This is a genomic window from Nonomuraea sp. NPDC050394 (genome assembly GCF_044459065.1).
Taxonomy (GTDB): Bacteria; Actinomycetota; Actinomycetes; order Streptosporangiales; family Streptosporangiaceae; genus Nonomuraea.
On the sequence record NZ_JBITIO010000010.1, the window covers coordinates 288,110 to 313,694 of the forward strand.

The window sequence follows — 25,585 nt, forward strand, 5'->3', positions numbered from 1 at the left end:
GTTGACAGCCTTTGGGATCGACCTCGGCACCACGAACTCCTGTATCGCGTACGTCGACGAATCCGGGGAAACGGTGATCGTCCCCAGCGCGATCGGGGACACGACCACGCCCTCGGTCGTCTACTTCGACCGCAGGGAGAAGGTCCTGGTGGGCCAGGCCGCCAAGAGTTCCGCGCAACTGGCCCCGGACCTGTCGGTCGAGCACGTCAAGCGCCAGATGGGGCAGGAGGGGGTCGAATACACCTTTCACGGCGTCCGCTACACCCCTGAGTCGATCTCCGCGCTGATACTCAAGGAGCTCACGTCCGCAGCCCAGCGCCACCTGACCAGGCCGGTCGGCGATGTGGTGATCACCATCCCGGCGTACTTCGGGGTGGCCGAGCGCGAAGCCACCCGCCGGGCGGGCGAGATCGCCGGGCTCAACGTGCTGGACCTGCTGGAGGAGCCGGTCGCGGCCGCCCTCTCCTACCGGGGGCGCGCACAAATCCGGGGCACCCGCCATCTGCTCATGTACGACCTCGGCGGAGGCACGTTCGACACCGCCGTCGTACGGCTGGACGGCGACCACGTCGAGGTGATCTGCAAGGGGGGCGATCCCGGCCTCGGCGGCGCCGACTGGGACACCAGGATCCGGGAGTTCCTGGTCAACGCCTTCACCGAGCAGTATCCGCAGCTGGATCCCACCGCCGACCCCGTGTTCAGGCAGGAGGTGTGGATCTGGGCGGAGCAGTTCAAGGAACGGCTGAGCAGTACGCGCGCCCGGCGCAGGAACTTCGTCTTCGGCAGGGCCACCGCCCGTGTGGAGCTGAGCCGGGAGCGGATGGAGGAGCTCACGGCCGACCTGCTCGATCGCACCATCACCGGCACCGAGGAGACCATCGCCATGGCGCGCGACAGGGGCGTACCGGAGGTGGATGAGATCGTCCTGGTGGGCGGCATGAGCCGGATGCCGGCGATCGAGGCCCGCCTGGAAAAGCTCCTCGGCAAACCGCCCCGGCGACACGAACCCGATCTCGCGGTGGTGCGGGGAGCGGCGATGTTCGCCCAGCTCAGGCAGGCGGAGCAACCCGCCGGCCGGCTGCCCGGCGGCAGCCCGCAGGGGGAGAGGCTCCGCTCCCGGCAGGTGACGACCGTTCTGCCGCGCGGCGTCGGGGTCAAGGTCCCGGACATCAACGATCCACGCATGCGCACCAACCCGCTGCTGGCGCGCTACTACGTGGTGCATCTGATCCCGGCGGGCACCCCGCTGCCCGCCGACTCCGGCCCGGTGACCTTCCAGACGTGGGGGGAGAACCAGCCGGGCGTCGAGATCGAGATCTGGGAACAGGCCTCGCGGGAGAGCTCGGAGGAGCTCGCCGACAACGCGCTGGTCGGCCGCGGCAAGCTGCTCAACCTGCACAAGCTGCCGCAGGGGTCGCCGATCGAGGTCACGCTCTTCGTGAACGAGCGTGGACTGCTCACCGTACGGGCCGTGGAGCCGAAATCGGGCCGGCAGGTCACGTTCGAGCTGCGGATCGGCGGGATGAACCAGAACGACGTCGACCGGGCCAGGCAGTCGGTGGCGCGGCATGACACCGGTTCGTGATCAGAGGGGAGGCAAACCATGGGACTGCGGAGCGCGCTGACGGTGCTGGCCGAGCAGTGGGAGGAGATCCGCGGCCGGTTGCCGGCCGCGGAGTTCGCGCAGATCGCCGCCCTCGTCGATGAGTTCACCAGGGAGGGCGACCAGGAGGTTTCCGAGGAGATAGCCGAGGAGATAGCGGATCTGCTCCGGGCCCGGCTGCCGCACGAACATCCGTTCCTGGTGGCCCTGACCGACCGGTCCGAACGGCTGGCGCCCGACCCGGAGCGGCGCGCGGAGAACCTGGCCGACTGGCTCCGGCTCTCCGAGCCCTTACGGGTCCGGCTCGGGCGGCAGGGATCAACCGCCGCCGAGGTGGAGCGCGCGATCATGGCCAGGATGCGGGCGTTGCCTGCGCTGCGCGAGGACGAGCTGATCGCCAACGGGGAGGATCCGGCCGATCCCGGCCTGATCCGGTTGACGACGGCCGACGGCACGTCCAGCTGGCCGGCCTTCCAGTTCGCCGAGGACGGTTCCCTACTGCGGATCGTCCGCTGGATCAACAAGGTACTGGAGGCCGCCGATGACCCGCTCGGCGCGGCCGACTGGTGGCTCGGCGACAACGGCAGGCTCGGCGACGCACCGATCCGGCTGCTCGGGAGAATCCCCGACGGGCAGCTGGTCGCCGCGGCGCGTGACGAGAAGCCGGGGGTGTGAGATGCCCTTCCGCGAACCTCCGGCCTCTTTCCGCGCGACCCCGAAGCTGCGCGACCTGCCCGCCGGCACCAGGTTGTGGCGGGTGCACCGCCGGACGTACAAGGCGACGTCCTTCAAGACCGAGCCGGCCGACACCAACTTCTACGGCGGCCGGTTCGACGGCACCGACCGGGACCCCTACCCGTACCTCTACGCCGGGTTCGAAGCGGCCACCGCACTGCTGGAGACGCTGCTGCGCGACGTGCCCTTCAACGACCGGGGCAAGCGGGTGATCCGGCGCGGTGACGTGGCCGGTCGGCGCGCGAGTGTGGTGGAGACCACGCAGGCGCTGACCCTGGTGGACCTGTGCTCGGGGGAGGCACTCGCGGCGGTGCTTCAGGACACCTGGCTCGTCCACGCCGTCAGCGCCGAATACCACGCCACCCGCCGCTGGGCGAGCTGGATCAGGGAGCAGGCGACGGCGGCGCACGGCCTCATCTGGCCGTCCAAACGGGAGGGCTCCAGTCCGGTGCTCGTCCTGTTCGGGGACCGCTGCCCGGACGGTTACCTCGCCACCGATCCGGCGGCGGGACGTGATCTCGACGATCTGGAAGGAGCCATATGGATCAACCATCACCTGGCCCCGTACGAGGCGATGATCGCCAGACCGCCCAGGAAACGGAACCCGGCGTGACAGAGCCGGAGCCCGGGAGCCCCACGATCGCGACCGTCCTGGAGGAACTGGGCAGACTGCAGCGCGCCTTCGAGGCCAAGATCCGATACGACAGTGGACGGGAGCGCGTCATCGAGACGATGAGCGCGGAACTCGAGAAGCACCGCGCGGGCTTCCAGCAAGCACTGCTGCGGCCCGTGCTCCTCGATCTCGTCTCGCTGCACGATGACCTGACCCAGGCCATCGACGCCCGGGCCATCGACGCTCAGGCGATCGGCGGCGGCGCCCCGGCCGAAGCGACCGGCGGCCTCGCGTACGTCCGCGACACCGTCGAGCAGATCCTGGCCAGGAACGACGTGCACCGGTTCGCCGTCGAAGGCGACTCCGTGGACCGTAATCGGCAGCAGGTCGTGAGCACGGTCGCCACCCCGGACCCCTCGTTGGGCCGCCAGGTCGCCCGGCGGCTCAGGGCGGGCTTCACGTGGAGTGAGAAGGTCCTCCGCCCCGAATGGGTGACCGCTTATCGCCATGTCGCAGCAGAATCCAGCGATCCCGTCGAAGAAGTCGAAGAAGTCGAAGAAGGAGCTCCCCGTTGAGCGACAACCGGGTTTATGGCATCGACCTGGGAACGACCTACACGTGCATCGCGCACGTTGACGAGGCCAGCGGCAAACCGACCGTCGTGTCGAACTTCGAAGGCGAGTCCATCACTCCCTCCGTCGTGCTGTTCGAGGACGAGGAGACCCGGGTCGTGGGACGGGAGGCCAAGAACGCGGCCGTCCTCGAACCCGGCAACGTCGTCGAGATGATCAAGCGGGAGATGGGCACGCCGTGGCGCCGGGAGTTCCACGGCAAGGAGGTCTCCCCGGAGGAGATCTCCTCCTACATCGTGCGCAAGGTCGTCGACGACGCCGCGCGGCTCGGCGGGACGCGGCCCCAGCAGGTGGTCATCACCTGCCCGGCCTACTTCGACTCCACGCAGCGCGAGGCAACCGCGACCGCGGGGAAGATCGCCGGCCTGGAGGTGCTGGAGGTGCTCAACGAGCCCACGGCCGCCGCGATCACGTACGGCGTGCAGGACAAGGGCGACCAGACCGTGCTCGTCTACGACCTCGGCGGCGGCACCTTCGACATCACGGTCATCGAGATCAAGGGCAACGTCATCCGGGTGGTCGCCACGGGCGGCAACGACCAGCTCGGCGGCCGGGACTGGGACGAGGAGATCGTCAAGTACTGTGCCGACCAGTGGCGGGCCGAGCACCCGGGCGCGGAGAGCGACATTCTGGATTCACCCGACTCGCTGCAGGACCTGTGGGGGCGGGCCGAGAGCGGCAAGCGCTCCCTCAGCAATCTCCCGCAGACCAGGATCCCGGTGAGCCACGACGGCAAGCAGGCCGCGGTGACGCTGCAGCGGGAGAAGTTCGAGGAGCTCACGGCGCACCTGCTGGAGAACACCGTCACCTTCACCAAGGAGGTGCTCGAGGACGCCGGACGGCGCGGGCACCCAACGGTCGACCGCCTGCTCCTGGTCGGCGGCTCGACCAAGATGCCACAGGTCAAGGCCCGGCTGGAGAAGGACTTCGGGTTTGAGATCGAGTCCTTCGAGCCGGACTTCGCGGTGGCCAAGGGCGCCGCGATCTACGGCCAGAAGCTGGCGATCAGCGATCGGATCCGGCACGAGATCGCGCAGCAGACCGACCAGAACCCCGAAGAGGTCGACATCGCGGCCACGCCGCAGAACGTGCGCGAGGCGGCGGAGGAGGCCGTGGCCGACACGATGAACCTGCGGCTCGGCACGGTGCGGCAGTTCAGCACGATGAAGGTGACGAACGTCGCCAGCCACAGCTTCGGCGTGCTCGCCTACACCGACGACGACACCGAGGTCATCTCCAACCTCGTGCTGGCCCAGCAGGCCCTGCCGGCCGAGGTCACACGGGTTTTCGGCACCCGCGACGACAACGCGTCGCTGATCGAGATCAAGATCTTCGAGAACACGGCCGACGAGCGGATCGTCACGGACTTCGGCATGGGCGAAGAGGTGGGCGACGCGACGCTGGAGATGCGGTCCGGCCTCCCGGCCGGCTCGCCCATCGAGATCACCTTCCAGCTCAACCTCCAGGGACGCCTGCACATCACCGGCAAGGACCTGGCCGAGGGCGGCAAGACCGTGACCGCCGTCATCGAAACGGACCGCGTGCTCTCCCTCGAAGAGGTGGAGGAGGCCATCGAGCGCTCGCGCGGCATTCGCGTCGTCGGATAGCGAACCCAGGAAGGCACGGACACGTGGACACAGCCGTCGGCATCGACCTCGGGACCACCTACTCGGCGGTGGCCTGGGTCAACCGGGAGGGCGACCCGGAGATCATCCCCAACGCCCACGGGGAGCCGCTGACCGCGTCCGTGGTCACGCTCGATGCCGGCGGCCGTCCCGTGGTGGGGGCGGAGGCCAAGGCCGATCAGGCGGGCGGCAGGGCGGAGGTCGCCCACCTGTTCAAGCGGTTCATGGGCAATCCGGCGTTCCGGCTGGCGCTCGGCGACCGCGAATGGTCGCCGGCCGATCTGTCGGCGCTGGTACTGGCGCGGCTGAAGGCCCAGGCCGAGGCGGCGCTGGGGGTGCCGGTCACGCACGCGGTGGTGACCGTGCCGGAGTACTTCACCCACCCGGAACGCGCGGCGACGCTGGAGGCCGGCCGGCGCGCGGGGCTGAACGTGCCGCGGCTGATGAGCGAGCCGACCGCGGCCGCCCTCGCGTACGGGCTGCGGCCGGGGCCGGACACGCGGTGCCTGCTGGTGTACGACCTCGGGGGCGGCACCTTCGACATCTCGCTGGTGGAGGTGGGTCCGGACGAGATCACCGTCATCGCCGCCGAGGGCGACCACGAACTCGGCGGACGGGACTGGGACGACCGGCTGACCGGCGAGATGCTGAGCGGCCTGCCCCCGGAAGACGCCGAGCTGCTGGCGGCACACCCCGGCGTCCTTCTGGTCGAGGCGGAACGGCTGAAGCAGACGCTGTCGGCGCGCCGGGCGGCGGAGGCGCGTCTCACGCTGGGAGGCCGCACGATCAAGGCGGTGGTGACCCGGCAGGCGTTCGAGGCGGCCTGCGCGGACCTGCTGGAGCAGACCGGGCAGCTCACCGTCAAGTTGCTGGAGGAGACCGGGCTCACCTGGGCGGACATTCACGGCGTGCTCCCTGTCGGCGGCTCCACCCGCATGCCGATGGTCGCGCGGTGGATCGAGCACATGTCCGGCAGGCCGCCGATGGGCGGAATCCATCCCGATCACGCCGTGGCGCTCGGAGCCGCCGCCCAGGCGGCGATCCTCCTGGAAGCCGAAGCGGAGCAGACCCGGTTGCGCCTGCCCGGCTCGGACCTCGGCGAGGCCAGGCCCATCCTCCGGCTGGGCGTACCCCGCCAGATCAAGAACGTCGTCGCGCACAGCCTCGGCATGATCGCTGAGGACGCCGCCGGGGAAAGGTACGTCAACAGCGTCCTGCTCCCGCGCAACCAGCGCGTTCCCTCGAACGCGACCCGTCCCTACCAGTTCCGGCTCAAGGGCGACGGCGGGGACACGATGGAGGTCTTCCTCACCCAGGGCGAGACCGGCGACGTTCGGGACTGCGTCTATCTCGGCCGGTACGTCGTCACCGGCTTCCCCGCCGCCGAGGGCCCGCGCGACGCCGTGATCGACGTCTCCTACGCCTACGACGACAGCGCCCTGGTCCAGGTGACCGCGGTGGAGCGGGTCACGGGCGCCCCACTGGTCGTCAACGTCGAGGAGTTGCCGGCCGACGTTCCCGAGCGCTTCCTCCAGCCGCCCCGGCGGGGCGGTTCGCGTGCGGCGATGACGGTCTACCTGGCCTTCGACCTGTCAGGCAGCATGGCCGGCAGTCCGCTGGCCGAGGCCCAGAAGGCCGCCAGGGCGTTCGTGAGCCAGCTTGACCTGACCACGGTGGCGGTCGGCCTCATCGGCTTCTCCGACCGGGTCGACGTCTCCCTGCCCGCGACCAACAACGCCGCGGACATCGAACGCGCCATCCGCCGGTTCACCGTCGGCAGCACCGGCTACGGCAACGCGACACATCCCTTCGACGACATCCACCGGCTGCTGGCCGACACCACGCACCGGAGGTTCAGCGTCGTGCTCGCCGACGGCGTCTGGTCGGAGCAGAGCCACGCGACGGGCCGGGCCCGCAGGTGCCACAAAGCCGGAATCGAGATCATCGCCGTCGGTTTCGGCAGCGCCGACCAGGCGTTCCTGCGCGGCATCGCCTCCTCCACCGAGCAGGCGATGTTCACCCAGCTCGGTTCGCTGAGCCAGGTCTTCGGCACGATCGCCCGGGAGATCACCGAAGGGGGCGGGCATTGACGGAGGATCGCCCGGACTTCTTCACCCTGCTGGGGCTCGACCCGGACGCCCCGTGGGACGAGCAGGCCTATCAGCGTGCGCTGGCCCAGGCCCGCAACCAGTGGTCGATGGCGGCCACGGGGCCGCGGATGAGCCCCTCGACCATCGCGGCCAGGCGCAACCAGCAGTTCTACGCCACCAGGGCCATCCAGGAGGTCATGGAGGACGAGACCAGGCGCGAGGCGGAGCGGCGACGGGCCAAGGGGAGCAGGAAGGCCGAGCTGGCGGCCAAGGGCAAGGAGTTCCAGGCCAGGCTCCAGCTCCTCGCCAAGCGCGGCCACCTGCTGCCGCCGGAAGCGGAGTCGCTCCGCCGGGAGTACGCCGACGTCCTGGCCTCGGACCGGGATCTGGCCGGCCGCCTTGACGCCACACCGGTCGGGCCGGTGCAGGACGATCTCTCCGCGGCCCGGCTGGACGCTTCCACCGCGGCCCGGCTGCGCGACATGCTCGACAGCGCGCGGCTCCACTCGCTCTATGACGCGCTCAAGACGGTGGCTCCGACGGTCACCCCCCGAAGCCCCCGGAAGCTGCTGCTCGAAGCCGCCGACGAGCTCTACCGCACGGAGCACAGGCGCAAGAACAAATCCGATCCGGCGATCAAGGCGCGGGAACTGCTCAGCGGCCTGGCCAAGACACTCTTCGCCACCGACGAGCAGCGCGAACGCCACGACACGTCGATGCGGCTGACCACGCTGGACGAGCTGATCGCGTGGGTGGTCAAGGTGCTCGCCGCGGCGAAGGCGATCAGCGGCGAGCAGGTTCTGGCCTTCCTGGAGGAGGCCAGACGCCGGGGCATCGACGACCTGGATCTCGCGCTGCGGCACCTGCGGGAGACGTTCCGGCAGCGCGGCTGGGCCCTCGAACTGCCGGCGGCCGAGGCCGAGGACACGCTGCGCCACCAGGTGCAGTGCCCCCGATGCACCATGCTCAACGGACCCCTGGCCGAGATCTGCGTGATGTGCGCGTTCGGGCTGCGCGAACCCTGCCCGGCGTGCGGCGCCGTCGATCCCCGGTACGGCGGCTGCGCCTGCGGCTTTCCGATCGGGCAGCGCGACACCGTGCGGGATCTCATCACCCAGGCCATCGAGGCCCTGGAGGCCGGCCGGATGCCGATCGCGGAGAGTCTGCTGGATCGGGCGGAGGGCATCTGGCGGCTCCCGCCCGGACGCGACGATCCGGTCTCGGCCATGATCGAGAAGGCACGGTCGCGTTGGAAGAGCGCGGCCGAACAGGTCGATCAGATCCGAGCCACGATCACCGACCTGATGAACGCCAGGAAACACATCCAGGCGGCCGACCTGCTGCGGACGGCGCCGCCCGGGTTCCCCGAGTCCACGGCGCTGCTCGAACGGGCTGAGGCGATGATCGGACAGGCGCGTGAGCTCTACGACCGGTCCCGGCAGTCCCGCACCTCCACGACCCGGCGGGTGGAGCTCCTCACCGAGGCGCTGCGGAGGTGCGCGGATCTGGAGGTCGCCAAGGCCGAGCTCGAGCGCATCCCGCCGGAGCGGCCCCGCGACGTGCGCGCCACCGTCCCGGACCCGTCCGCCGGCGTGCTGGTCAGCTGGTCGGGCGGGACGGACCCCGGTGTCTCCTATGTCGTGGTACGGCGGACAGGCACGGACGCGCCGGAGTCCGCCGGCAGCCTGCCGGGGCAGCGTCGCCTGGGCGAGACCACCGACTCGTCCTGGCATGACGGCACGGCCGGCGAGGCCGCGGGGCTGCCGCTGACCTACGCGGTGATCGCCGCACGGGCCGGCACACAGTCCGCGCCCGGAGTAGCCGAGCCCGTCGTGGTCCTGCCCGACCCGGACCTGAACTGCCAGAGCGGCCACCGTCAGGTGAAACTCACCTGGACGCCGCCGGAGCGCGCGGAACGGGTCGAGATCTCCCGGCGGGTGGTGGGCGGTTCCGGGGCGCCGGTGGTGCTGCCGGTCACGCGGGAGCCGCAACTGCTCGACCAGGAGGTCGTCAACGGGGTGCGCTACCAGTACACGGCGCGCGCGTCGTACTCCGTCCCCGGAATGGGTACGCGCTGGTCGGCCGGCCTGGTGCGGCAGGCGACGCCGTACGAGCCGCTTGCCCCGCCCGGCCCGCTGGTCCTGACCAGCTCCAGCGCGCAGTACAACCTGTACAAGCTGAAGGTGGAGATCCGCTATCCGCCTCCGGAGCGGGGCGAGGTCTTGATCGTCCGGCAGGACGGTTCCGGATCGCTGCGCGAGGGCGACCAGGGGCGGGAAGGCGTCCTGAAGGTGGACGGGGACGTGCGGCCCGAGCCCCCGCCGGTGTCCGACATCCTCTTCGACACCGAGCTCGGCTGCTTTTCCTATGTGCCGGTCCTGCGGGCGGACGGCATGCTGTATGTCGGCAGGCCGCGGCGCTTCGCCGTCCACGAAGAGGTGTCCGAGCTGCAGGGGGAGTTCGAGGACGGGATCCTGCGCCTGGCCTGGACCTGGGCGCATGGCGGAACGCGGGCGCTGGTCGGCCACCATCCCACGGCCGAACTGCTCGACCCGACCACCGCCGCGCTGCCGCTGTCGGTGACCAGGGAACCCGGGGAGGACGTGGGCGGCTGCTCGATCACCGTAGGGCCGGACGACACCGCGGCCCACGTCGTGGTCGCCGTCGTCGTCGAGCGGGACGGGACGGACTTCGTGACCGCGGGCGTGCGCCGCCACCTCGTCAGGCCGCCCGTCCGCGTCGAATACCAGGTGCTCGGGGCGGATGCCCGGCGGCCGCAACTGATGCTGAGGACCGCCGCCCGGGTCAGGCTCCCCGCCATCGCCCTGTACGGCCGGCGGGAGCGGCCACCGCGGACCCGCGAGGACGGCATCCGCTGCGCCCTCGTCGTTCCGCTCACCGTCAGCGGCACGCGCGTGGTGCCGTTGCCGCGGTTCGCCGATCGACGGCTGCGCTACCGCCTGTTCACCGCCTCCTCCGGCGAGGCGTCCGCCGTGGAGCTCGTGCCGCTGTGATCACTTCTTGAACAGGTAGATGTCCAGGACCAGGGTGTTGACCGCCCGGTGGCTCAGAAAGGGCCGGAACACGGCGTCGTCGAAGACGTAGCCGGACTTGCCGAGGTCCTTGAGCACCGCGTTCGCCTTCCCGGCGATGTTCAGGGCGCGGCCGGGATCCGTGTCTCCCGCGCCGCCGAAGGCCAGCACCAGGCCGGCCCGCCGGCCGTGCAGCTTCACGTCCTCGCGGACCTTACGCCGTATCTTCGCCTCGGCCGCGTCGTCGCCCGCCAGCAGCCCCGCCCAGTCCACCTTCATGGTCACTTCGACCGGTCGTTGTTCGAGTCCCGGCTCGGGCGTCCGGCTCGGCGTGGGGGTGTGAGAGGGCGTGGGCGTGGGGGCCGGCTCGGGTGGCGATGGCACGCCCACCGTCGTCGCCACCAGGAACGCCATCGCCAGAGCCACCATGAGATCGGCGAACAGCCAGCCGATGGTGCCGAACACGAGGTTGCCCGGCTCTCTGCGGCCGCGACGGCTCCCGGTCCCCCGGCGTACGCGGGTCATCGACGCCCGCCGAACAGCCGTGACCAGAAGCCGCGGCCGGACACCCCGGCGCCGGCGCTGATCGCCTTGGCCGCCTTCTCCACCGACGCGGCGGCGCGGGCGAGGTCGGTGGCCGTGCTCCCCATGGCCCGCGTCGCGGCTTCGAGCGATCCAGTGGTCGTGGCCAGGTTGCGTTCGGTGGCGGCCAGGCTTCGGCCGGCCTTCACGACGTTCTGCGTGAGCGTCTCGATATCGCGCTTCAGATCGCCGGTGACCAGTGCGGTGACCTCGTTCAACGAGGTGGCCGCCGAGGTGATGCCCGCCGAGTGGGCCGCGATGCGCCCGGAGAACTCCGACTGCGAGGTGCCGATCGCCGCCAGCTTCTCGTCGATGGACCGGGCGATCGTGGTGTACGCGCCGACGCTACTGGCCAGCCCGGCCGCCGCGCCCGCCAGGTCACTCGCGGCCCCGGCCACCGCGGCGGCGCTGGTGCTGTAGGTCTTCTGGTCACGCCGGTAGTCGGCCAGCGACTTCGCGAACCCCTCGAACAGCGGCTTCATCTGCTGTTCGACCAGTTGCCGGTTGGCCTCGCCCGCCTGTTGCAGGACCCGGGTGGCCTCCTGGCCCACGAGGGTGGTGGTCTGCTCGGCCTTCCTCTGCAGGGCGAGCATCACCTCCCGGGTCTCCTCGCCGACTCCCTTCAGCAGTTCCTCGCCGCGTAGCTGCAACTGGGTCAGCTGCTCGCTCGCCGATTGGGTGATCTCGGCGTTCTTCCTGGCGACCAGTTCGGTGTCACGCACCGCCGCCTTGATCATCTGTTGCGTTTCGGACAGGATCAGGCTCGCCGCCTCTGCCCATTCCTTGGCGTTGTCGGGCGCCCGTACGCCGTTGCTCTCGACCGCTCGGTCGAGGGCATGCAGCGCTTTGTCCGCCTGTAGGCCGACATCGGCGATCGTCCTATTCGCCGCACTTTCCGCCCTGCGCGCCCAAATGGTTAGTGTCAATACAGCCAAAAGTAGGACGAATGCCGCCATTGCCGTTTCTGCAAATGTCGGGATGGGCAAATTGCCAAAACGGCCCTGCCATAACACCAGGAAGGGTTGTGTCACCAGATCCTTTTTTGTGGTGACCTGTCCGTAATAGGCCCAGCTGGCCGCCGCGAGCGCCAGCCAGGTGAGCATCAGGGGCAGCACCGCGGTGGCGTTCCGCCAGCCGATGATGCGCCCGACCCGGGCGTGCTGTGTCTCGGTGAGGTCGTCCAGCGGAATGCCGGCGGCGATGAATCGTTTGAGCGCGTCGAAATCCCGGCGGCCGGCCGCGGCGTCGGCGATCTTCAGCTGTTCGGCGTCGCCGGGCGCGTGACGCTTCCGCAGCGTGCCGTACAGCTCCCGCAGTTCTCGGGCGGCTGCCTCTCCATCGGGTTCCAAGGCAGCGACATGCGCGAAAGGGTGATTTTGCGGCTTCGCACCCATAAATCCCCCAAAGAGAGATGTGTCGATATCTCATCTACTCTAGTGATAACTGCCGAGCGCCGTGAATGGAAATGGCGGTAAGCATCCCTGCTTTCCGCCAATGGGCAGTATGGGCTCCAGGTTGGTAAGTGTCCGTTCCCGTTCGCTGCCCTGCTATTTTCGGGCAGCTTTAAACGGGCATTTCTGTATGTTGCGTGGCCTGACGTCCTACGCGCGGACGTTGTCGAGTTCTCCGGCGGGGAAGGCCAGGGCCATGGCGATCGTCGGCCACTGCTCCAGCGTGCGCTCGACCACGGGGTCGGTGGTCCGCAGGAAGGCGAGGTGCTGGATGGCGTGGGCGGCCACGTTGGCGTTCTCGATCTGGTCCGGGCTCGGGGCGGCGGGGGCGGAGCCTCGGGCAATGGTCAGGTCGTTCAGGGGGGTGCGGGCGCTTTCCGGTTCGGGGTCGGGGCATACCGCGTAGGTGAGCACGATCTGGTCCAGCTCCGGCAGATGGCGCCAGCTGGTCGAGTGCACGACGTGGGCGGGGTCGTCGGCCTGGATGCCGCTGATCCGCCGGGCGGTCTCGTCGGGCGCCTCGCCGGGCAGGGGCGTGGCGGCGGCTCGCCGGTACGACCACGTACCCTGCTGGTCGGCCAGCAGCATCAGCACCTCAACCGAGACCGTCACGTTGCTCCCCGTCTTCCGGCCATCTGCGACAAGTATGCAGGAGCGTCTATTCAGCAGGTGTGGACTTGCTGCAGAGGCCCGCCCGTGCGTCGCTGGAAGCGCGGCACATGAGGAGGGACGCGATGCACGGAGTATTGCTGCTGATGGGCTCGGGTGAGACCAGCCCGACCATGGTCGAGGTCCATCGCGCCGCGATCGGCGGACTGGGGCCGAAGCCTCGGGCCGTGCTGCTTGACACGCCCTATGCCTTCCAGGAGAACGCCGCGGAGATCTCCGCGCGGGCCTGCCAGTACTTCGCCCGGAGCGTCGGCCTGGATGTCGAGGTCAACGGTGTCGTGGCGGGTGCGGACTGGGTGTTCTGCGGCCCCGGGAGCCCGACGTACGCGCTGGACCGGTGGGCGGGTGGCTCGGCGATGGCGGACCTGGTCGCGCGGGTGCGGGCCCGGCAGGGGGTCACGGTGTTCGCCTCCGCCGCCGCGTGCACGGCCGGGGTGGCGACCGTTCCGGTGTATGAGATCTACAAGGTGGGGGCGGAGCCGTACTGGCGGGAAGGGCTTGATCTTCTGGGGCCCGCCGGGCTGAACGCCGTCGTCATCCCGCACTATGACAACGCCGAGGGCGGCACGCACGACACGCGCTTCTGCTATCTGGGGGAGCGGCGGTTGTCACGGATGGAGCGTGAGCTTCCCGCCGGTACGGGGATCTTGGGAATCGACGAGCATACGGCGCTGGTCGTCGACCTTGTGGATGAGCGGGTACGCGTGGCCGGCCGGGGCGGGGTCACGGTGCGGACCCGGGGCGGGCAGAGCGTGCTGCCCGCCGGCGCGTCGGCCACGCTGGCCGAGCTGCGGGAACTGCTTCGTGGGGAGGGGAGGTTCGCCGGGCCGGCGGTTCCGGAGGAGGTCGCCGCCCAGCGGACTCTCGGGGAGATCGTCGAGGCCTGTGAGGAGTCCTTCGCCGCGGCCTTGGGCGCGGACGACGTCTCGGCGGCGACCCGGACGGTGCTGCGGCTGGAGGAGGACATCGCCGGCTGGTCGGCCGACACCGAACAGGACGACGGCGGGCCGCTGCAGGCCAGGGACGTGCTGCGGCGGCTGATCGCCTCACTCGCCGCGCACACCGGCCGGCAGGTGGTGGCGAGGATCGTGCCGCCGCTGCTGGCCGTACGGGAGAAGCTTCGGTGTGAGGGCGCCTTCGAGGTCGCCGACGCGGTGCGCGGCGCGCTCGCCGAGGGCGGGGTACGCGTGGAGGACACCGCCGACGGCCCACGCTGGAGCCTGCTTCCCTAAGCAAGCGCTCCATGCCGGGAACTCAAGCCGCCACTTCGGGGAAAAGAGGGTGACGACACCGAGGCGGTCACCCCGAAGCCCGCCCCTGGCTGTACGGCATCGCGGCCAACCTGATCGGCAAGCACCGCCGTAAGGAACGACGCTTCTACCAGGCGCCGGCGCGGACCGGGGTCGACGAGGTGGCGGAGCGCGATCTCGCGGGGGCGCTCGCGAGTATCCTCGCCGGAGGATCGCGAGGTCCTGCTGGGCCGATCTCAGCTACGAGGAAGTGGCGCTCGCCCTCGTCGTGGATGCGGAGGCAGATCATGGATGACCTGAAGATCCTCGCCGAACTGCGCGCGGACGCGCCGATGCCCGACGCCGACCGGCTGCGCGGGCTGCGCCGCCGGGTGACGCGCCGCGGCCCGCGCGGGTACCTGGTGCTGCCGTCCGTGCTGGCCGCCGCGGCGGCGGCGGTCGCGGTTGTCGTGGTTACGGTACCCCGGCACTCCCCGGAGCTACGGCCGGTGCCGTTCGTCGAGACGATCACGCTGAACTCCGAGATCGTGCTGGAGCGGGCGGCGCAGACCGTCGAGAAGCGGCCCATGGCGCCGGAGCCCCGGCCGGATCAGTGGCAGTACACCAAGACCCTCAATGTCCAGCCCGCGGACGGCCGGACCACGACCTACGAGAGCTGGCTGCGTTATGAGGGCGAGCAGAGCGCGGGGCGGGGCGTAGACGGAAATATCTGGGTACGGGATGTTCCGCCGGACGACCTGTCGCCCCAGGCGTACCGGAAGAAGCTTCTCAAGCTCCCCACCGATCCGGACAAGCTGCTCGCCCGTGTCGCGGGTGACCGGCGCCGGATCGACAAGCCCCGGGATGAGGGGGCGCCCAAGCACGTCGAGGCCCCGGACGTGCGCGCGTACCGGATCCTCACGCTGTATCTGAAGCGGCAGGCGGTCATGCCGCCCAAGCTTGAGGCGGCGATCTTCCGCGCGCTGGCGAAGATCCCGGGCGTGCGGATCGAGCCGAACGTCAAGGACGCGACCGGCAGGACGGGGCTCGGGCTGTTCCGGTCGGCGGAGAGCCCGCGCCGCTACTTCATCCTCGATCCGGGCACCTATCGGGTCATGGCCGATCAGACGGTCTGGCTGCGGGACGAGGTGCGCGACGGGAAGGTGATCGTCAAGAAGGGCGCGGTCTCCGCCGACGTGTGGCTGGCGACGGGGATCGTGGACCGGCCCGGCCTTGCGAGGTAGTGACCAGATCTGCAATTCTGGTCACTATGCCGCGCCCACTCGTTCCGGACCGGCGGGGGCGCATTCTCGCCGCCGCCCGGCAGCTCATCCTCGACCAGGGCTGGCCCGACACCACCGTCGCCGGCCTCGCCGCCCGCGCCGGGATCGGCAAGGGCGCCGTCTACCTGGAGTTCGCCGACAAGGCCGCGATCCTCGCCGCCGTGCTCCACCAGGACATGCGCGAGCTGACCGCCCAGGTGCACCGGCGGGTGCTGAGCGCGCCCGGCCTGGTCGACCTCCCGGCCGTCTACCGGTTCGCGGTGGAGGCGACGCTCGCGAACCCCCTGATGAGCGCGCTCTACCTGGGGGACGAGACGGTGCTGGGCGAGCATGTGCGCGGCGTGGGCGACGAGCGCTATCTCGACCGGTTCCACTGGCTGGGCGACTACGTCGGTCAGCTGCAGCGGGCCGGGGTCATCGACCCGGCGGTCTCCACGGACGGCATCGTCCGCGTCCTCGGCATCTTCACGCTGGGCCTGCTCCACGCACCCGGCGTCCTCGGCGCCATGACCGCCGGGGAACTGTCGGAGGCCGTCGGCCTGTTCGCCGACATGGCCGGCCGCGGGCTGGCGAGCGGCCTGCCCGCCGATCCGGCGGCCGCGCGGGCGGCGCAGCTGTCCCTGCTGGCCCGTCTCGACGACCAACTCGGCCGGCTGGAGGAGCCCGCATGACCGGCGTTTTCGACACCTACACCGACCTGACCGTCCTCGGCGGCCCCGTACGGCTGTACCGGGCCGGCGGGTCGGGCCCGCCCTTGCTGCTCCTGCACGGCGGGATGCTGGACACCGCGCAAGGAGTGTGGCGGCACGTCGTCCCGGACCTGGCGCCCGACCACCGGGTGTACCTCATCGACCTGCCCCGCCACGGCGGCAGCCGTCCGTGGCGGGGCGTTCTGGACGAGGCGTTCTACACCCGCTTCCTCGACGACCTGCTCGACGTGCTCAACCTGCCGCGGGTCTCCGTCATCGGGATCTCGCTGGGCGCCGGAATCGCGATCGGGTACGCGCTGAAGCACCCGGACCGGATCGACGCCCTGATCGCCGTCGCACCCGGCGGGCTCGGGGCCAGGCGGAAGGCCCAGTTCCTCACCTGGATGCTCACCCGCACGCCCGGCGCGATGCGGCTGAGCAGCCGCTACCTGGCCCGCCGCCCCAGGACCGTACGTGAGTCGATGATCGCCAACCTCACGGCCGGAGCCGGCACCCGCGACTTCGACACCATCCTCGCCCTGGCCACCGAGGAGGCGGAGGCCAAGGCCGAGTACGGCGAGCCCGCACTGGACGACTGGATGGTACGCGCCTACGGCCCCTTCGCCATGCGCGTGAACTACCTGCCCGACCTGCCGGGACTGACCACGCCCACCCTCTGGGTACGCGGCGACCGGGACCCGCTCGTCGGCCACGCCGAGATGGCCGAAGCCGCCGCGGCGGCCCCGGACAGCCGCCTGGTCACGATGCCCGGCGCCGGGCACATCGTCACCTACGACCGGCCGGATGAGTTCAGCCGCCTGGCCCGCGACTTCCTGGCGACCGCGACGAGGTGACCCCTCGCCCGCGGGTTCCAGGGAGACCTGCGGGCCCAGCGCGCAGTACTTGAACAGGTTGCGAAGGCGCACCGGTTCCGTGACCGGCATCCCGTGGCCGGCCCGGCGTCGAAGATCTCCTCCAGGGCTTCCCGGAGTTTGGTGAGGTCCAGGCCGGGTTCCCGGTTTCAGGCGTGGTGGCCGTCCTCCACCAGTTCGAGGTCCGTCGGAACCAGGGTCGTGGAGTCGACCAGGCCTCTCAGCAGGTTGTGCAGGAGGTTGTTGTCGCAGGGCCGGCCCGTCGCCATGTCGTGGATCAACGGGAAGGGGAATCCGCTCGCGTCCAGGCGACGCCGTACGGTCTCGACCCTGGCCTCGATCTTGCGCTCGCCCCAGGTCTCGTCCCGGCGGATCTCGGCCAGGTAGCCGGCGGCCTGCCGGTACGTCAGCGGACGCGGGTTCTCCTCGTAGAGCAGGTACCGGCGGCCGAGGATGACGAGCAGGAGCCGTTCGACGTCGTCGAGCGGCCAGATCTTGGGCGGCAGCGTGTCGGCCCGGCGGCGGGGGATCAGGCCCTCGTCGTCGTGGCCGCTCACGTAGAGCTCGATCAGGTGCTCGCGATGGCCGCACCCCTTCACGAACAGCGGCGTGTAGCCGGCGGCGAGCGGGATGGGATCGGTCGTGGCGTGCAGGAACCGGCCGCGCGGCAGCCGGACGAGCTGCTGGCCGGTGTTGCGCAGCCACCACTGCCGCCTGCGATAGGTGAGCTCGCCGTGCTGGCGGCTCACGTGCAGGTCGTCCTCGCCGACGCCCAGGTCGACCTCCGGCTTGCCGGCCCTGCCGAACCTGACGACCGCGCCGCTCCGCGGGGCGGCCTTGACGCCGCCGGTGATGGTGCGGGCGTGCAGCGTGCCGGGACGAACGGGCGCGACGCCACGGGCAAGGCTGTCGGGGAAATGCATCGCTCGTCTCCTTCAGACATCACGGGCACTGGATGTCAGGATCCATCGCCCGCTTCGGGACCGGTCCCGGGCCGCGTTCAGGCCGGGTGCGGCAGCCGGGCGGCGGCGGCGGACGCGGTGAGCCGCCTGGCGAGCTGGCAGAGCTGGTCGGCCGAGCGTGATCCGGTGACGAGGAGGTTGACGGTTTCCGCGGCCCGGCCGTCGTCGTCGTGGTACGTCCGGTAGACGAGCTGGGCCAGGCACGATTCGTCGCCGTCCGCCTCGGGGCGCAGGATCGTGCGGTAGCCGTTCACGATGGTGGCGGAGCCGTCCGCGCTGTTCGGGGGTGGTCCCTGGTCGAAGCGGACGTCGAGCCAGAGCTTGCTGGTCGTGCTCGCCCAGCCGCACTGCCAGCTGCCGAACCCGATGTCCGGCTCGTTGGCGTCGATGCCGGGGATGACCTCCAGCGCGGCGGCGGGCAGCAACGCGCAGGCGTCCTGGTGCCCCAGCGATCGCGCGGGCAGGGTACGGCGGGGCAGCGGCCCCTTGTTCAGCACGGTGACGGCGTTGCCGGTGGCGACGTCGGCGATGGCGCACAGCGGTGCCTTACCTGGATCGTCGCGTTTGGCGGTGATGGTGATGTTGGTGTCGCTCTCCCCGGCCAGCAGCAGGATCCGCAGGCACGAGTCGCGCTCGGGGGGTTGTTCCACGATGCCGATCCGTCCCACGGTCCTGGCCTGACCCGGCTGCTCGGCGCCCGGGTCGTGGTTGAAGTCCACCCTGACGTCCACGACGCTGTCGTCGTCGGGCCGCACCAGCACGTCGCATCGGTCGAAGTTGCCGTAGGCCCGGTCGAGTTCGGTGGCGCCGAACCGGCCGAGCGCGACGGGCTCGGTCAGCGCGCACGGATCGACAGTCCGCGGGTCGCCGATGAGGGACACGGGCCCGATCGCCTGCGCTCTGCCGTCCCTCTCCGACGGCGGCAGGAGGAAGGACGCGATCCCGGCCAGCGCCGCCACGAGGACGGCGGCCGCGCCGGTCAGGTACGGGTGGTTTCTGACCGTGCCCAGGATGACGCTGCCGGGCGCGTCGCCGGCGCGCTGGTTCGCGTGGAAGTCGGCGGCGCCGTGCACGCCGGGATCGAGGACGGCCCCGCCCGCGATCTCCGTGAGCCGGCGCAGCACCTCCGCGGCGTCAGGACGGAGGCCGGGCTCCCTGCCGAGCATCGCGCGCAGCACCTCGTCCAGCACCCCGAGGTCGGCCTTCAGCAGGACACGCCCGCCCGGGCCGCGCTCCGGCGGCGAGCCGGTGACGAGCGCGTGGAGCATCGCGCCGAGGGAGAACACGTCCGAGCCCCGCTCCAACCGGCCGAGGATGACCTCGGGGGCGGCGTAGTCGGGCGTGTAGCTGATGGCGCTGTTCGGGGTGATCGTCTCATCGCCGCCGACGCGGTAGGCGGCGCCGAAGTCGGCGAGCTTGACGGTGCCGTCGCCGGTCACCACGACGTTGCCCGGCTTGATGTCGCCGTGGACGATGCCCTCGGCGTGCAGGCACACCAGCGCGTCGGCGACCTGCGCGCCGACGCTCGCGGCGACCTCCGGCGCCACGGCCGGCCGCCCGTTCAGGCTCCCGCCCGACACGTGCTCCATGACCAGCCAGGACGTGGCCCGCCGGCCCCGGCCGACCTGGACCGCGTCGAACAGCGTGACGATGCGCGGGTGGTTGAAGCGCGCCAGAGCCCGCGCCTCGGCCCGCAGCCGGCTGAACCCGCGGACACTGTCGTGCCCGCTCAGCATCCGCTTCAGCACGACGTCCCGCCCGAGCTGCTCGTCGCGCGCCAGCCAGACCTCGCTGGTCCTGCTGCGGATGGGACCGTTGGTGAGCCGATACCGACGGCCGACCGACCTGCCCAGACGCACCGTGGTTCCCTTCGGAGGGGACGGAACACTGCGCACTTTACCGAGCGATGGGCCTGGAGTCAGCGCCTTCGCTCAGGAGATCGGTCCGGCGTCCTCTCTCCACCAATTCAGCAGCACCGCGCGTTCGAGGGTGTTGAAGGCGAACCCCTGGATCTTCAGCTTCTCGTTGGTCCACGAGAGGTAGGGCCGCCCCGCCCTGCTCTCGCCACACAGCAGCCGGCCCGCGGTCTTGCCGCCGACCGAGTACGCGTTCTCGCCGACGAAGGTGCGCGACTCGAGGTCGCACGAGCCTTTCGCCGGGGCGATCGCCTGGTAGTTCCGCCGCATCGAGGCGGTGTCGGGGAACTGGTAGTAGAAGACGACGCCCGCGCCCGAGGTGGGGCCGCACGCCACCGCCGTCACCCGGGCGCCGGGCACGTTGCTCTTGATCTGCTCCGCCGCCGGCCGCAGGCAGTTGACGCGGGAGGCGGCCGGAACGCGGTCGAGCAGGGACTTCTCCCGCTCGGTCGGGAAGGGCGGCTTGGCCTGCGTGTTGACCGCCGCGATCACCGTGTCGATGGTGGGGGAGCGCGACTCCTCCCACCAGGTGATGAGGGCCTGCGCGTCCTTGCCGGTGGCCCGGCCCATCAGGAGCAGCGGTTCGACGGTCCACTCGACCGTGGGCGTCTCGCCCTTGTAGCAGAGGATCTCGCCGAGGTGGGCGCTCTTGTTGTCGTAGGTGGAGTTGCTCAGGAACTTCGCCGGCTTCTCGTCCGGGCAGAAGGCGTCCGGCGCCTTGGTCCTGCCGACCTGGCCGGTGTGGCTGCGGCGCAGGCCGTCCAGGCTGGCGAAGCGGTAGTAGGAGACGTCGTCGGCGCCCTTCTCGTCCGAGGCGCAGTCCATGCCGGTGACGACGTCGCGGAACTGGTCGAGCGTCCCGGCCACGGCCCGCTCGCAGTCCGTCTGCCCGATCAGGCGCATGACCTCCTTCTCCGGCGGAGCGGGGAAAGCCGGTGCTTCCGTCCAGGTGCTCCAGGTCTGCTGAAGTCTGAGCTCGTCGGCGGCGCGGCTCTCCATCCTCGCCATGGTCCGGTGCTTGTCGTCGGTCCACACCAGCCAGGTCACCGCGTTCCGCTCGAAGCACAGCAGCCGGCCCCGGGGAGCACCGATGCCGGGGTAGCGGTGCTCGGCGCCCGACGCCTTCGAGCAGTCGCCCTGCGCACGGGGTACGCCCGCCTGCCGCAGGGTCTGCTCGTAGGCCTGGCCCAGGGCGGAGTCGGAGGCGTACAACCCGATCTGCACGGTCTGCCCCGACGCCCGGCACGACAGCGACGCGGCCGACAGCGGCAGGCCCGCGCCGTCGCCCGCGCGCTCGCACGTCCCGCGCAGCGCGGCGGGCACGCGGGCGAGCGCCGCGGGATCGTCGGACCACGGGCGGATGATCAGCGTGACCACGGCGGCGACCACGGCGACGAGAGCGAGCGCCACCCAGACCGCGCCGCGCGGGCGCGCGCGGACGGGGCGGGGATCGCCGGGGCTGGTCAGAGCCGTGGCCAGGGCGCCGCAGGTGTCGTAGCGGGCGCGCGGCTCCTTGGCCATGGCCTTCTGGACCACCCCGTCGATGCCGGGGCCGAGGTCGGGACGGTGGTCGGTGACCTTGGGCGGCGTCTTGTACAGGTGCGCCCACAGCACCGCCGACGGCTCGCGGTGCGGGAACGGCTTCTCGCCCGTCAGGCATTGGTACAGCACCGCGCCCAGGGCGTAGACGTCGGTGCGCCGGTCGATCGGGCCGGACCTGAACTGCTCCGGCGCCGCGTAGTCCATCGTGCCGAGGAACTGCCCCTCGGTCGTGAGGGTGGTGGCCGATTCCATCTTCGCGATGCCGAAGTCACACAGGTAGACGTGGTCGGCGGTGTCGATGAGGATGTTGCCCGGCTTGATGTCGCGGTGGATCAGGCCGACCTGGTGGGCGGCGTCCAGCGCCGAGGCGACCTGGCCGACGATGTGCCTCGCGCGCGCGAGGCCGAGCCTGCCGCCGGTGCGGATCAGCTCGCCGAGATCGCCGCCGTTGACGTGCCTGAGCACGACGTAGACGGTGCCGTTGACGTCGCCGCTGGCGTACACGGGGACGATGTGCGGATGGTCCAGGCGGGCCGCGGTGGCCACCTCGCGCGTGAACCGCAGGCGGAAGCTCGGGTCCTTCCTGGCCAGGTGCGGGTTCATCACCTTCAGCACGACGTTGCGCGGGAGCGTGAGGTCCTCGGCCAGGTAGACCGAGCTCATCGCGGTCTGGGAGATGATCCGGACAATCCGGTAGCCGGGTAGCTGCCGCATCACCTCGTGCGGTGACGAGAACCAGTCGACCGTGGAGTCCACGCCTGTCCCTCCGAACGCCGGAATCGTGCCGCCCGCGGCCCACGCCGGCGTGGTGCGGTCTTAACATCGCGCGCTCGGGACCGGTCCCGGGTGGCTTCGTCACACCGGGGACCCGTCCCGGCACGCACGGTGCATCCTGGGCTCGCCGAACCGATGAAAGGGGCTTCCATGAACCGGACGACCATCACCGCTCTGTCCCTCGCCGCCGTCATGGCCGCGGCGTCGTTCGCCACTCCGGCGAGCGCCGCGGCGAAGCCGAACCTGCGCGCCTGCCACGACGGGAAGTGCAAGATCACGATCACGAAGCCGGTGAGCTTCCGCGTGGCCGCCCGCTACCGCCTGTCCCGGGTGTGGGTCTCCAAGGTGTACGCCTTCAACCAGGACATGGTGCGGGTGGAGGGACCCGGCGTCGCCACCACCCTCGGCGAAGGCGCCAGCGGGAGCATCAACAGCCTGAACGTCCGCGTCCTGTCCATCACCGGCCGGGGGGCGACGGTCCGCTTCGAAGGCTGACGGCCCGGAGGCGTCAGTCCCGCTTGTACATCCGAATGATCTTGCCCTTGGCGTCGGCGGCCAGGTAGGCGCCGCCGTAGTCGTCGCTGAGGTAGACGAGGATCGCCGGCTTGGGCGGGCCGTTGAACGGCCAGCCCGGCTGGACGATCACGTAACGGGAGGTCGGCTTGTCGATGCCGAGCCGCTTCTCGGCCGTCTTGAACAGGGACGGCAGCGCCTCCCAGTTGAGCGAGCTGAGCTGGACGGTCTTGTCGAGGCTGGACATGGTGCCGCCCGAGCCCTTGGTGACCTCGCCGTCGCGGTAGTCCCAGGTGTCGTAGAGGGACTTCTTCCCGCGGACCGGAGCCTTGGCCGAGGCGAACTGCTCGTGCACCGAGAAGTCGCTGAACACCTTGCTGCCCGAGGCCTTCTCCATGGCGGCGATCACCTGGCGGATGCGGCCGGGGGTGAGCAGGGGGCTGGTGTCGGGGACGGGCGCCTCGGTGACCGGGGGATCGTCGTCGTCGCCGACCATGGCAGAGGCGGACGGTTTGCCGCTCGCCGCGGTGTTCGGCCGGGTGGGGTCGTCCGACGGGCCGGGGGCCAGCCATTGGGGGACCAGGATGACGCCCGCCACCGCGAGCGCCGCCAGGACGACCGCTCCGGCCACGAGCGGTCCCGAGCCGCGCCGGCGGCGGGTGGACTGGGTGGCCCAGCCCTGCGCGTTCGGATTCGGGCCGGTGGGCATGCCGTAGACGGGCTGCTGCGGCGGCGGGTAGCCGGGCTGGGACGGGACGTGCTGGGGCTGGGCGTAGGCGGGCGGCGGCGACGTGTACGGGGGCGGGGCCATGGCGGCGTCGGCGAGCATCGCGTCGAGGCGGGCCGGGTCGGGCCGGGTGGCCGGGTCCGGGTTGAGCAGGGCGGTGAGCACCGGGGTCAGCGGCCCGGACCGGCGCGGCGGCGGGACCCGGCCGTCCAGGACGGCGGCGAGCGTCGCCAGCGGCGTGTCGCGGCGCATCGGGTGGGTGCCCTCGACCGCGACGTACAGCAGCATGCCGAGCGACCACAGGTCGGAGGCCGGATTGCCCTCCTGGCCGCGCAGCCGCTCCGGCGCGATGTACTCGGGCGAACCCACCAGCTCACCGGTGGCCGTCAGGCCGGGCGAGTCGTACAGGGCGGCGATGCCGAAGTCGGTCAGGACCGGGCTGCCGTCGGTGCGCAGCAGCACGTTCGCGGGCTTGACGTCGCGATGCAGGATGCCGGCGGAGTGCGCGGCGCGCAGCGCGGCCAGGATCCCGCGGCCCAGCCTGGCGGCCTCGGCCGGCGGCATGAGCTCCTTGGCGATGCGGTCCTGGAGCGAGCGGCCGGGCACCAGCTCCATGACGATCCACGGGTGCGGCGTCTCCGGGGTGTCCACGATGTGGTGGATGGTGACCACGTTCGGGTGGTGAAGCCTGGCCAGCGCGCGCGCTTCCAGCAGGATCCTGTCGCGCATCATCCGGGCGCGGCCGGGGTCGTCGTCCAGCGGGCCGTGCGGACGGACCTCCTTGAGCGCGACTTCTCGGTGGAGCGCCAGGTCGCGGGCACGCCAGACCGTGCCCATGCCGCCGCTGCCGAGCCGGTCCAGCAGCTCGAAACGACCGTCGATCACCTTTTGTCCGGGGGTCACGCGCCAAAGCTTAGGGCCCGTGGCGGTTGTCGCGCGCGGTGACTTCGCCCACCGGGATCTCCGGCGCCGTGAGCAGGGCGCCCGGCGTGGCCGAGGAGCTCGATCGCGCCGCCGGACAGCACTCTGACCAGGGCGCCGGTGGCGAAGAGACGTTCGCCGCTGCCGCGGGGGTCGGGGACGAACCGGGCGGCGGTCAGGGCCGGGTCGCCGTGGTAGCCGCGGGCCAGGCCGGGGCCGCCCGCGTACAGGTGGCCGGTCGTGGCCGGGTTCAGGTTCTCGTCGAGTACGCGGACGCGGGTGCCGTCGATCGGCCGGCCGATCAGGATGGTCGCGGCGGCGCCCTGTGAGACCAGGTGGCTGGTGACGAAGGCGGTCATCTCGGCGGCGCCGTACAGGTTGATCAGGGCCGATCGCGGGTGGGCGCGCACGAACGCACGCGCGTGCGCGGGCGAGAGCACGCCGCCGCGGGTCAGCACCTGGCGCAGCCCGGCCAGGTCGGGCAGGCGCTCCTCGACCATCCGGTGGAACGACCACGTGGACAGGAACGCCGTGGTCACGCGCTCCTCGCGCATCAGCGCGCCCAGCTCGCCCGGCGAGGTACACCCCGATGGCGCGACGACCAGCCGGGCGCCGTTGGCCAGCGCGCCCCAGATCTCGAAGGCGGCCGTGTCGCGGGTGACCGGCGAGGCGTGCAGGACGATCTCCCCGGCGTTCAGCCTGACGTACGCCGGATCGTGCACGAGCCGCGTGATCCCCGCGTGCGGCACCGACACCCTCGGCGCCAGCACGCAGGCCAGGTTGCCGGGCCGGACGGTCGGCAGCGGTCCCGGCGTCACCGGACCGTCGCCGTCCAGCGTCCGCGCGGTGATCACCAGCTCGGTGGACGTCAGCCCGCAGGGAACGTACGCGCCCGCCGCCTTGAGCACCGCCAGCGCGGCAAGCACGAACTCCGCCGACCGGTCCAGCAGCACCCCGACCGGCGTCTCCGGCCGCACGCCCCGCGCGATCAGCCGCCTGGCCAGGCGCTGCGCCCGGCTGTTCAGCTCGCCGTAGGTGAGCGCGCCGCCGTCACAGACGACCGCGACCCGCTCCGGCCCCGCCAGGGCCTGAGCGGCGACGAGCTCGTGGACGGGTGTGTACATG

At 71.1% G+C, this 25,585-nt stretch carries 20 protein-coding genes; 12 read left to right on the forward strand and 8 right to left on the reverse strand.

All coding sequences use genetic code 11. From position 1 onward, the window contains the following. Position 1 precedes the first annotated feature (1 nt). Genes ACIBKY_RS34655 through ACIBKY_RS34685 form a run of 7 tightly spaced genes read left to right on the forward strand, consistent with a single transcriptional unit; the run spans position 2 to position 10,312 of the window. Positions 2-1,585 carry an Hsp70 family protein gene (locus ACIBKY_RS34655; protein ID WP_397103400.1) on the forward strand — a complete coding sequence of 528 codons (1,584 nt, stop codon included), beginning with the start codon at positions 2-4 and terminating at the stop codon, positions 1,583-1,585. An 18-nt stretch (positions 1,586-1,603) separates the two neighbouring features. Beyond that, complete coding sequence (locus tag ACIBKY_RS34660; protein WP_397103402.1) at positions 1,604-2,278, forward strand: hypothetical protein; 675 nt, start codon at positions 1,604-1,606, stop codon at positions 2,276-2,278. A 1-nt stretch (position 2,279) separates the two neighbouring features. Further along, the gene (locus tag ACIBKY_RS34665; protein WP_397103404.1) at positions 2,280-2,951 is read left to right on the forward strand and encodes an RES family NAD+ phosphorylase; all 672 of its coding nucleotides are present in this window, start codon (positions 2,280-2,282) and stop codon (positions 2,949-2,951) included. Beyond that, the gene (locus ACIBKY_RS34670) at positions 2,948-3,526 is read left to right on the forward strand and encodes a nucleotide exchange factor GrpE (protein WP_397103406.1); all 579 of its coding nucleotides are present in this window, start codon (positions 2,948-2,950) and stop codon (positions 3,524-3,526) included. The genes ACIBKY_RS34665 and ACIBKY_RS34670 overlap by 4 nt, the downstream gene beginning before the upstream one ends. Next, entirely contained in the window at positions 3,523-5,190 is a 1,668-nt protein-coding gene (locus ACIBKY_RS34675; RefSeq protein WP_397103408.1) for an Hsp70 family protein, read from the forward strand. Before ACIBKY_RS34670 ends, ACIBKY_RS34675 begins: the two co-directional genes overlap by 4 nt. Positions 5,191-5,213: 23 nt before the next feature. Further along, complete coding sequence (locus ACIBKY_RS34680) at positions 5,214-7,298, forward strand: Hsp70 family protein (RefSeq protein ID WP_397103410.1); 2,085 nt, start codon at positions 5,214-5,216, stop codon at positions 7,296-7,298. Beyond that, complete coding sequence (locus ACIBKY_RS34685) at positions 7,295-10,312, forward strand: hypothetical protein (RefSeq protein WP_397103412.1); 3,018 nt, start codon at positions 7,295-7,297, stop codon at positions 10,310-10,312. The genes ACIBKY_RS34680 and ACIBKY_RS34685 overlap by 4 nt, the downstream gene beginning before the upstream one ends. Here the strand turns inward: ACIBKY_RS34685 and ACIBKY_RS34690 are convergent, their stop codons facing one another. The 3 genes from ACIBKY_RS34690 to ACIBKY_RS34700 form a co-directional block, all read right to left on the reverse strand. Next, positions 10,313-10,855: a hypothetical protein gene (locus ACIBKY_RS34690; RefSeq protein WP_397103414.1), complete on the reverse strand. Its 543-nt coding sequence runs from the start codon at positions 10,853-10,855 to the stop codon at positions 10,313-10,315. After that, the gene (locus tag ACIBKY_RS34695) at positions 10,852-12,306 is read right to left on the reverse strand and encodes a hypothetical protein (RefSeq protein WP_397103416.1); all 1,455 of its coding nucleotides are present in this window, start codon (positions 12,304-12,306) and stop codon (positions 10,852-10,854) included. Before ACIBKY_RS34695 ends, ACIBKY_RS34690 begins: the two co-directional genes overlap by 4 nt. Before the next feature lie 207 nt (positions 12,307-12,513). Beyond that, a complete protein-coding gene (locus tag ACIBKY_RS34700; RefSeq protein ID WP_397103418.1) occupies positions 12,514-12,975 on the reverse strand; it encodes a hypothetical protein in 462 nt (153 codons plus the stop codon). 122 nt (positions 12,976-13,097) lie between these two features. Here ACIBKY_RS34700 and ACIBKY_RS34705 point away from each other — a divergent pair, with 122 nt between their 5' ends. The 4 genes from ACIBKY_RS34705 to ACIBKY_RS34720 all read left to right on the forward strand — a co-directional run bounded on the left by ACIBKY_RS34705 (position 13,098) and on the right by ACIBKY_RS34720 (position 17,087). Beyond that, positions 13,098-14,264 carry a hypothetical protein gene (locus ACIBKY_RS34705; protein WP_397103420.1) on the forward strand — a complete coding sequence of 389 codons (1,167 nt, stop codon included), beginning with the start codon at positions 13,098-13,100 and terminating at the stop codon, positions 14,262-14,264. A 305-nt stretch (positions 14,265-14,569) separates the two neighbouring features. After that, a complete protein-coding gene (locus ACIBKY_RS34710; protein ID WP_397103422.1) occupies positions 14,570-15,505 on the forward strand; it encodes a CU044_5270 family protein in 936 nt (311 codons plus the stop codon). A 26-nt stretch (positions 15,506-15,531) separates the two neighbouring features. After that, complete coding sequence (locus tag ACIBKY_RS34715; protein WP_397103424.1) at positions 15,532-16,215, forward strand: TetR/AcrR family transcriptional regulator; 684 nt, start codon at positions 15,532-15,534, stop codon at positions 16,213-16,215. Next, on the forward strand, positions 16,212-17,087 hold the full coding sequence (locus tag ACIBKY_RS34720; RefSeq protein WP_397103426.1) for an alpha/beta fold hydrolase: 876 nt from the start codon (positions 16,212-16,214) through the stop codon (positions 17,085-17,087). Before ACIBKY_RS34715 ends, ACIBKY_RS34720 begins: the two co-directional genes overlap by 4 nt. A 167-nt stretch (positions 17,088-17,254) precedes the next feature. Here ACIBKY_RS34720 and ACIBKY_RS34725 read toward each other — a convergent pair whose 3' ends face one another. From ACIBKY_RS34725 to ACIBKY_RS34735, 3 genes are all read right to left on the reverse strand, one after another. Then, complete coding sequence (locus tag ACIBKY_RS34725) at positions 17,255-18,028, reverse strand: hypothetical protein (protein ID WP_397103428.1); 774 nt, start codon at positions 18,026-18,028, stop codon at positions 17,255-17,257. Between the two features lie 77 nt (positions 18,029-18,105). Next, positions 18,106-19,926, reverse strand: a complete 1,821-nt coding sequence (locus ACIBKY_RS34730) for a serine/threonine-protein kinase (protein WP_397103430.1) — start codon at positions 19,924-19,926, stop codon at positions 18,106-18,108. A gap of 72 nt (positions 19,927-19,998) precedes the next feature. Continuing rightward, complete coding sequence (locus tag ACIBKY_RS34735) at positions 19,999-22,281, reverse strand: serine/threonine protein kinase (RefSeq protein WP_397103432.1); 2,283 nt, start codon at positions 22,279-22,281, stop codon at positions 19,999-20,001. Positions 22,282-22,449: 168 nt separating this feature from the next. On the opposite strand from ACIBKY_RS34735, the gene ACIBKY_RS34740 reads away from it, so the two are divergent. Beyond that, positions 22,450-22,794 (forward strand): hypothetical protein, encoded by a 345-nt coding sequence (locus ACIBKY_RS34740; protein WP_397103434.1) that lies wholly within the window; start codon positions 22,450-22,452, stop codon positions 22,792-22,794. Between the two features lie 13 nt (positions 22,795-22,807). Here ACIBKY_RS34740 and ACIBKY_RS34745 read toward each other — a convergent pair whose 3' ends face one another. Together ACIBKY_RS34745 and ACIBKY_RS34750 are read right to left on the reverse strand one after the other, a co-directional pair. Continuing rightward, positions 22,808-24,442, reverse strand: coding sequence for a serine/threonine-protein kinase (locus tag ACIBKY_RS34745; protein ID WP_397103436.1), 1,635 nt, complete (start codon positions 24,440-24,442; stop codon positions 22,808-22,810). Then, positions 24,439-25,584 (reverse strand): AMP-binding protein, encoded by a 1,146-nt coding sequence (locus ACIBKY_RS34750; RefSeq protein WP_397103438.1) that lies wholly within the window; start codon positions 25,582-25,584, stop codon positions 24,439-24,441. Before ACIBKY_RS34750 ends, ACIBKY_RS34745 begins: the two co-directional genes overlap by 4 nt. Between the last annotated feature and the right edge of the window lies 1 nt (position 25,585).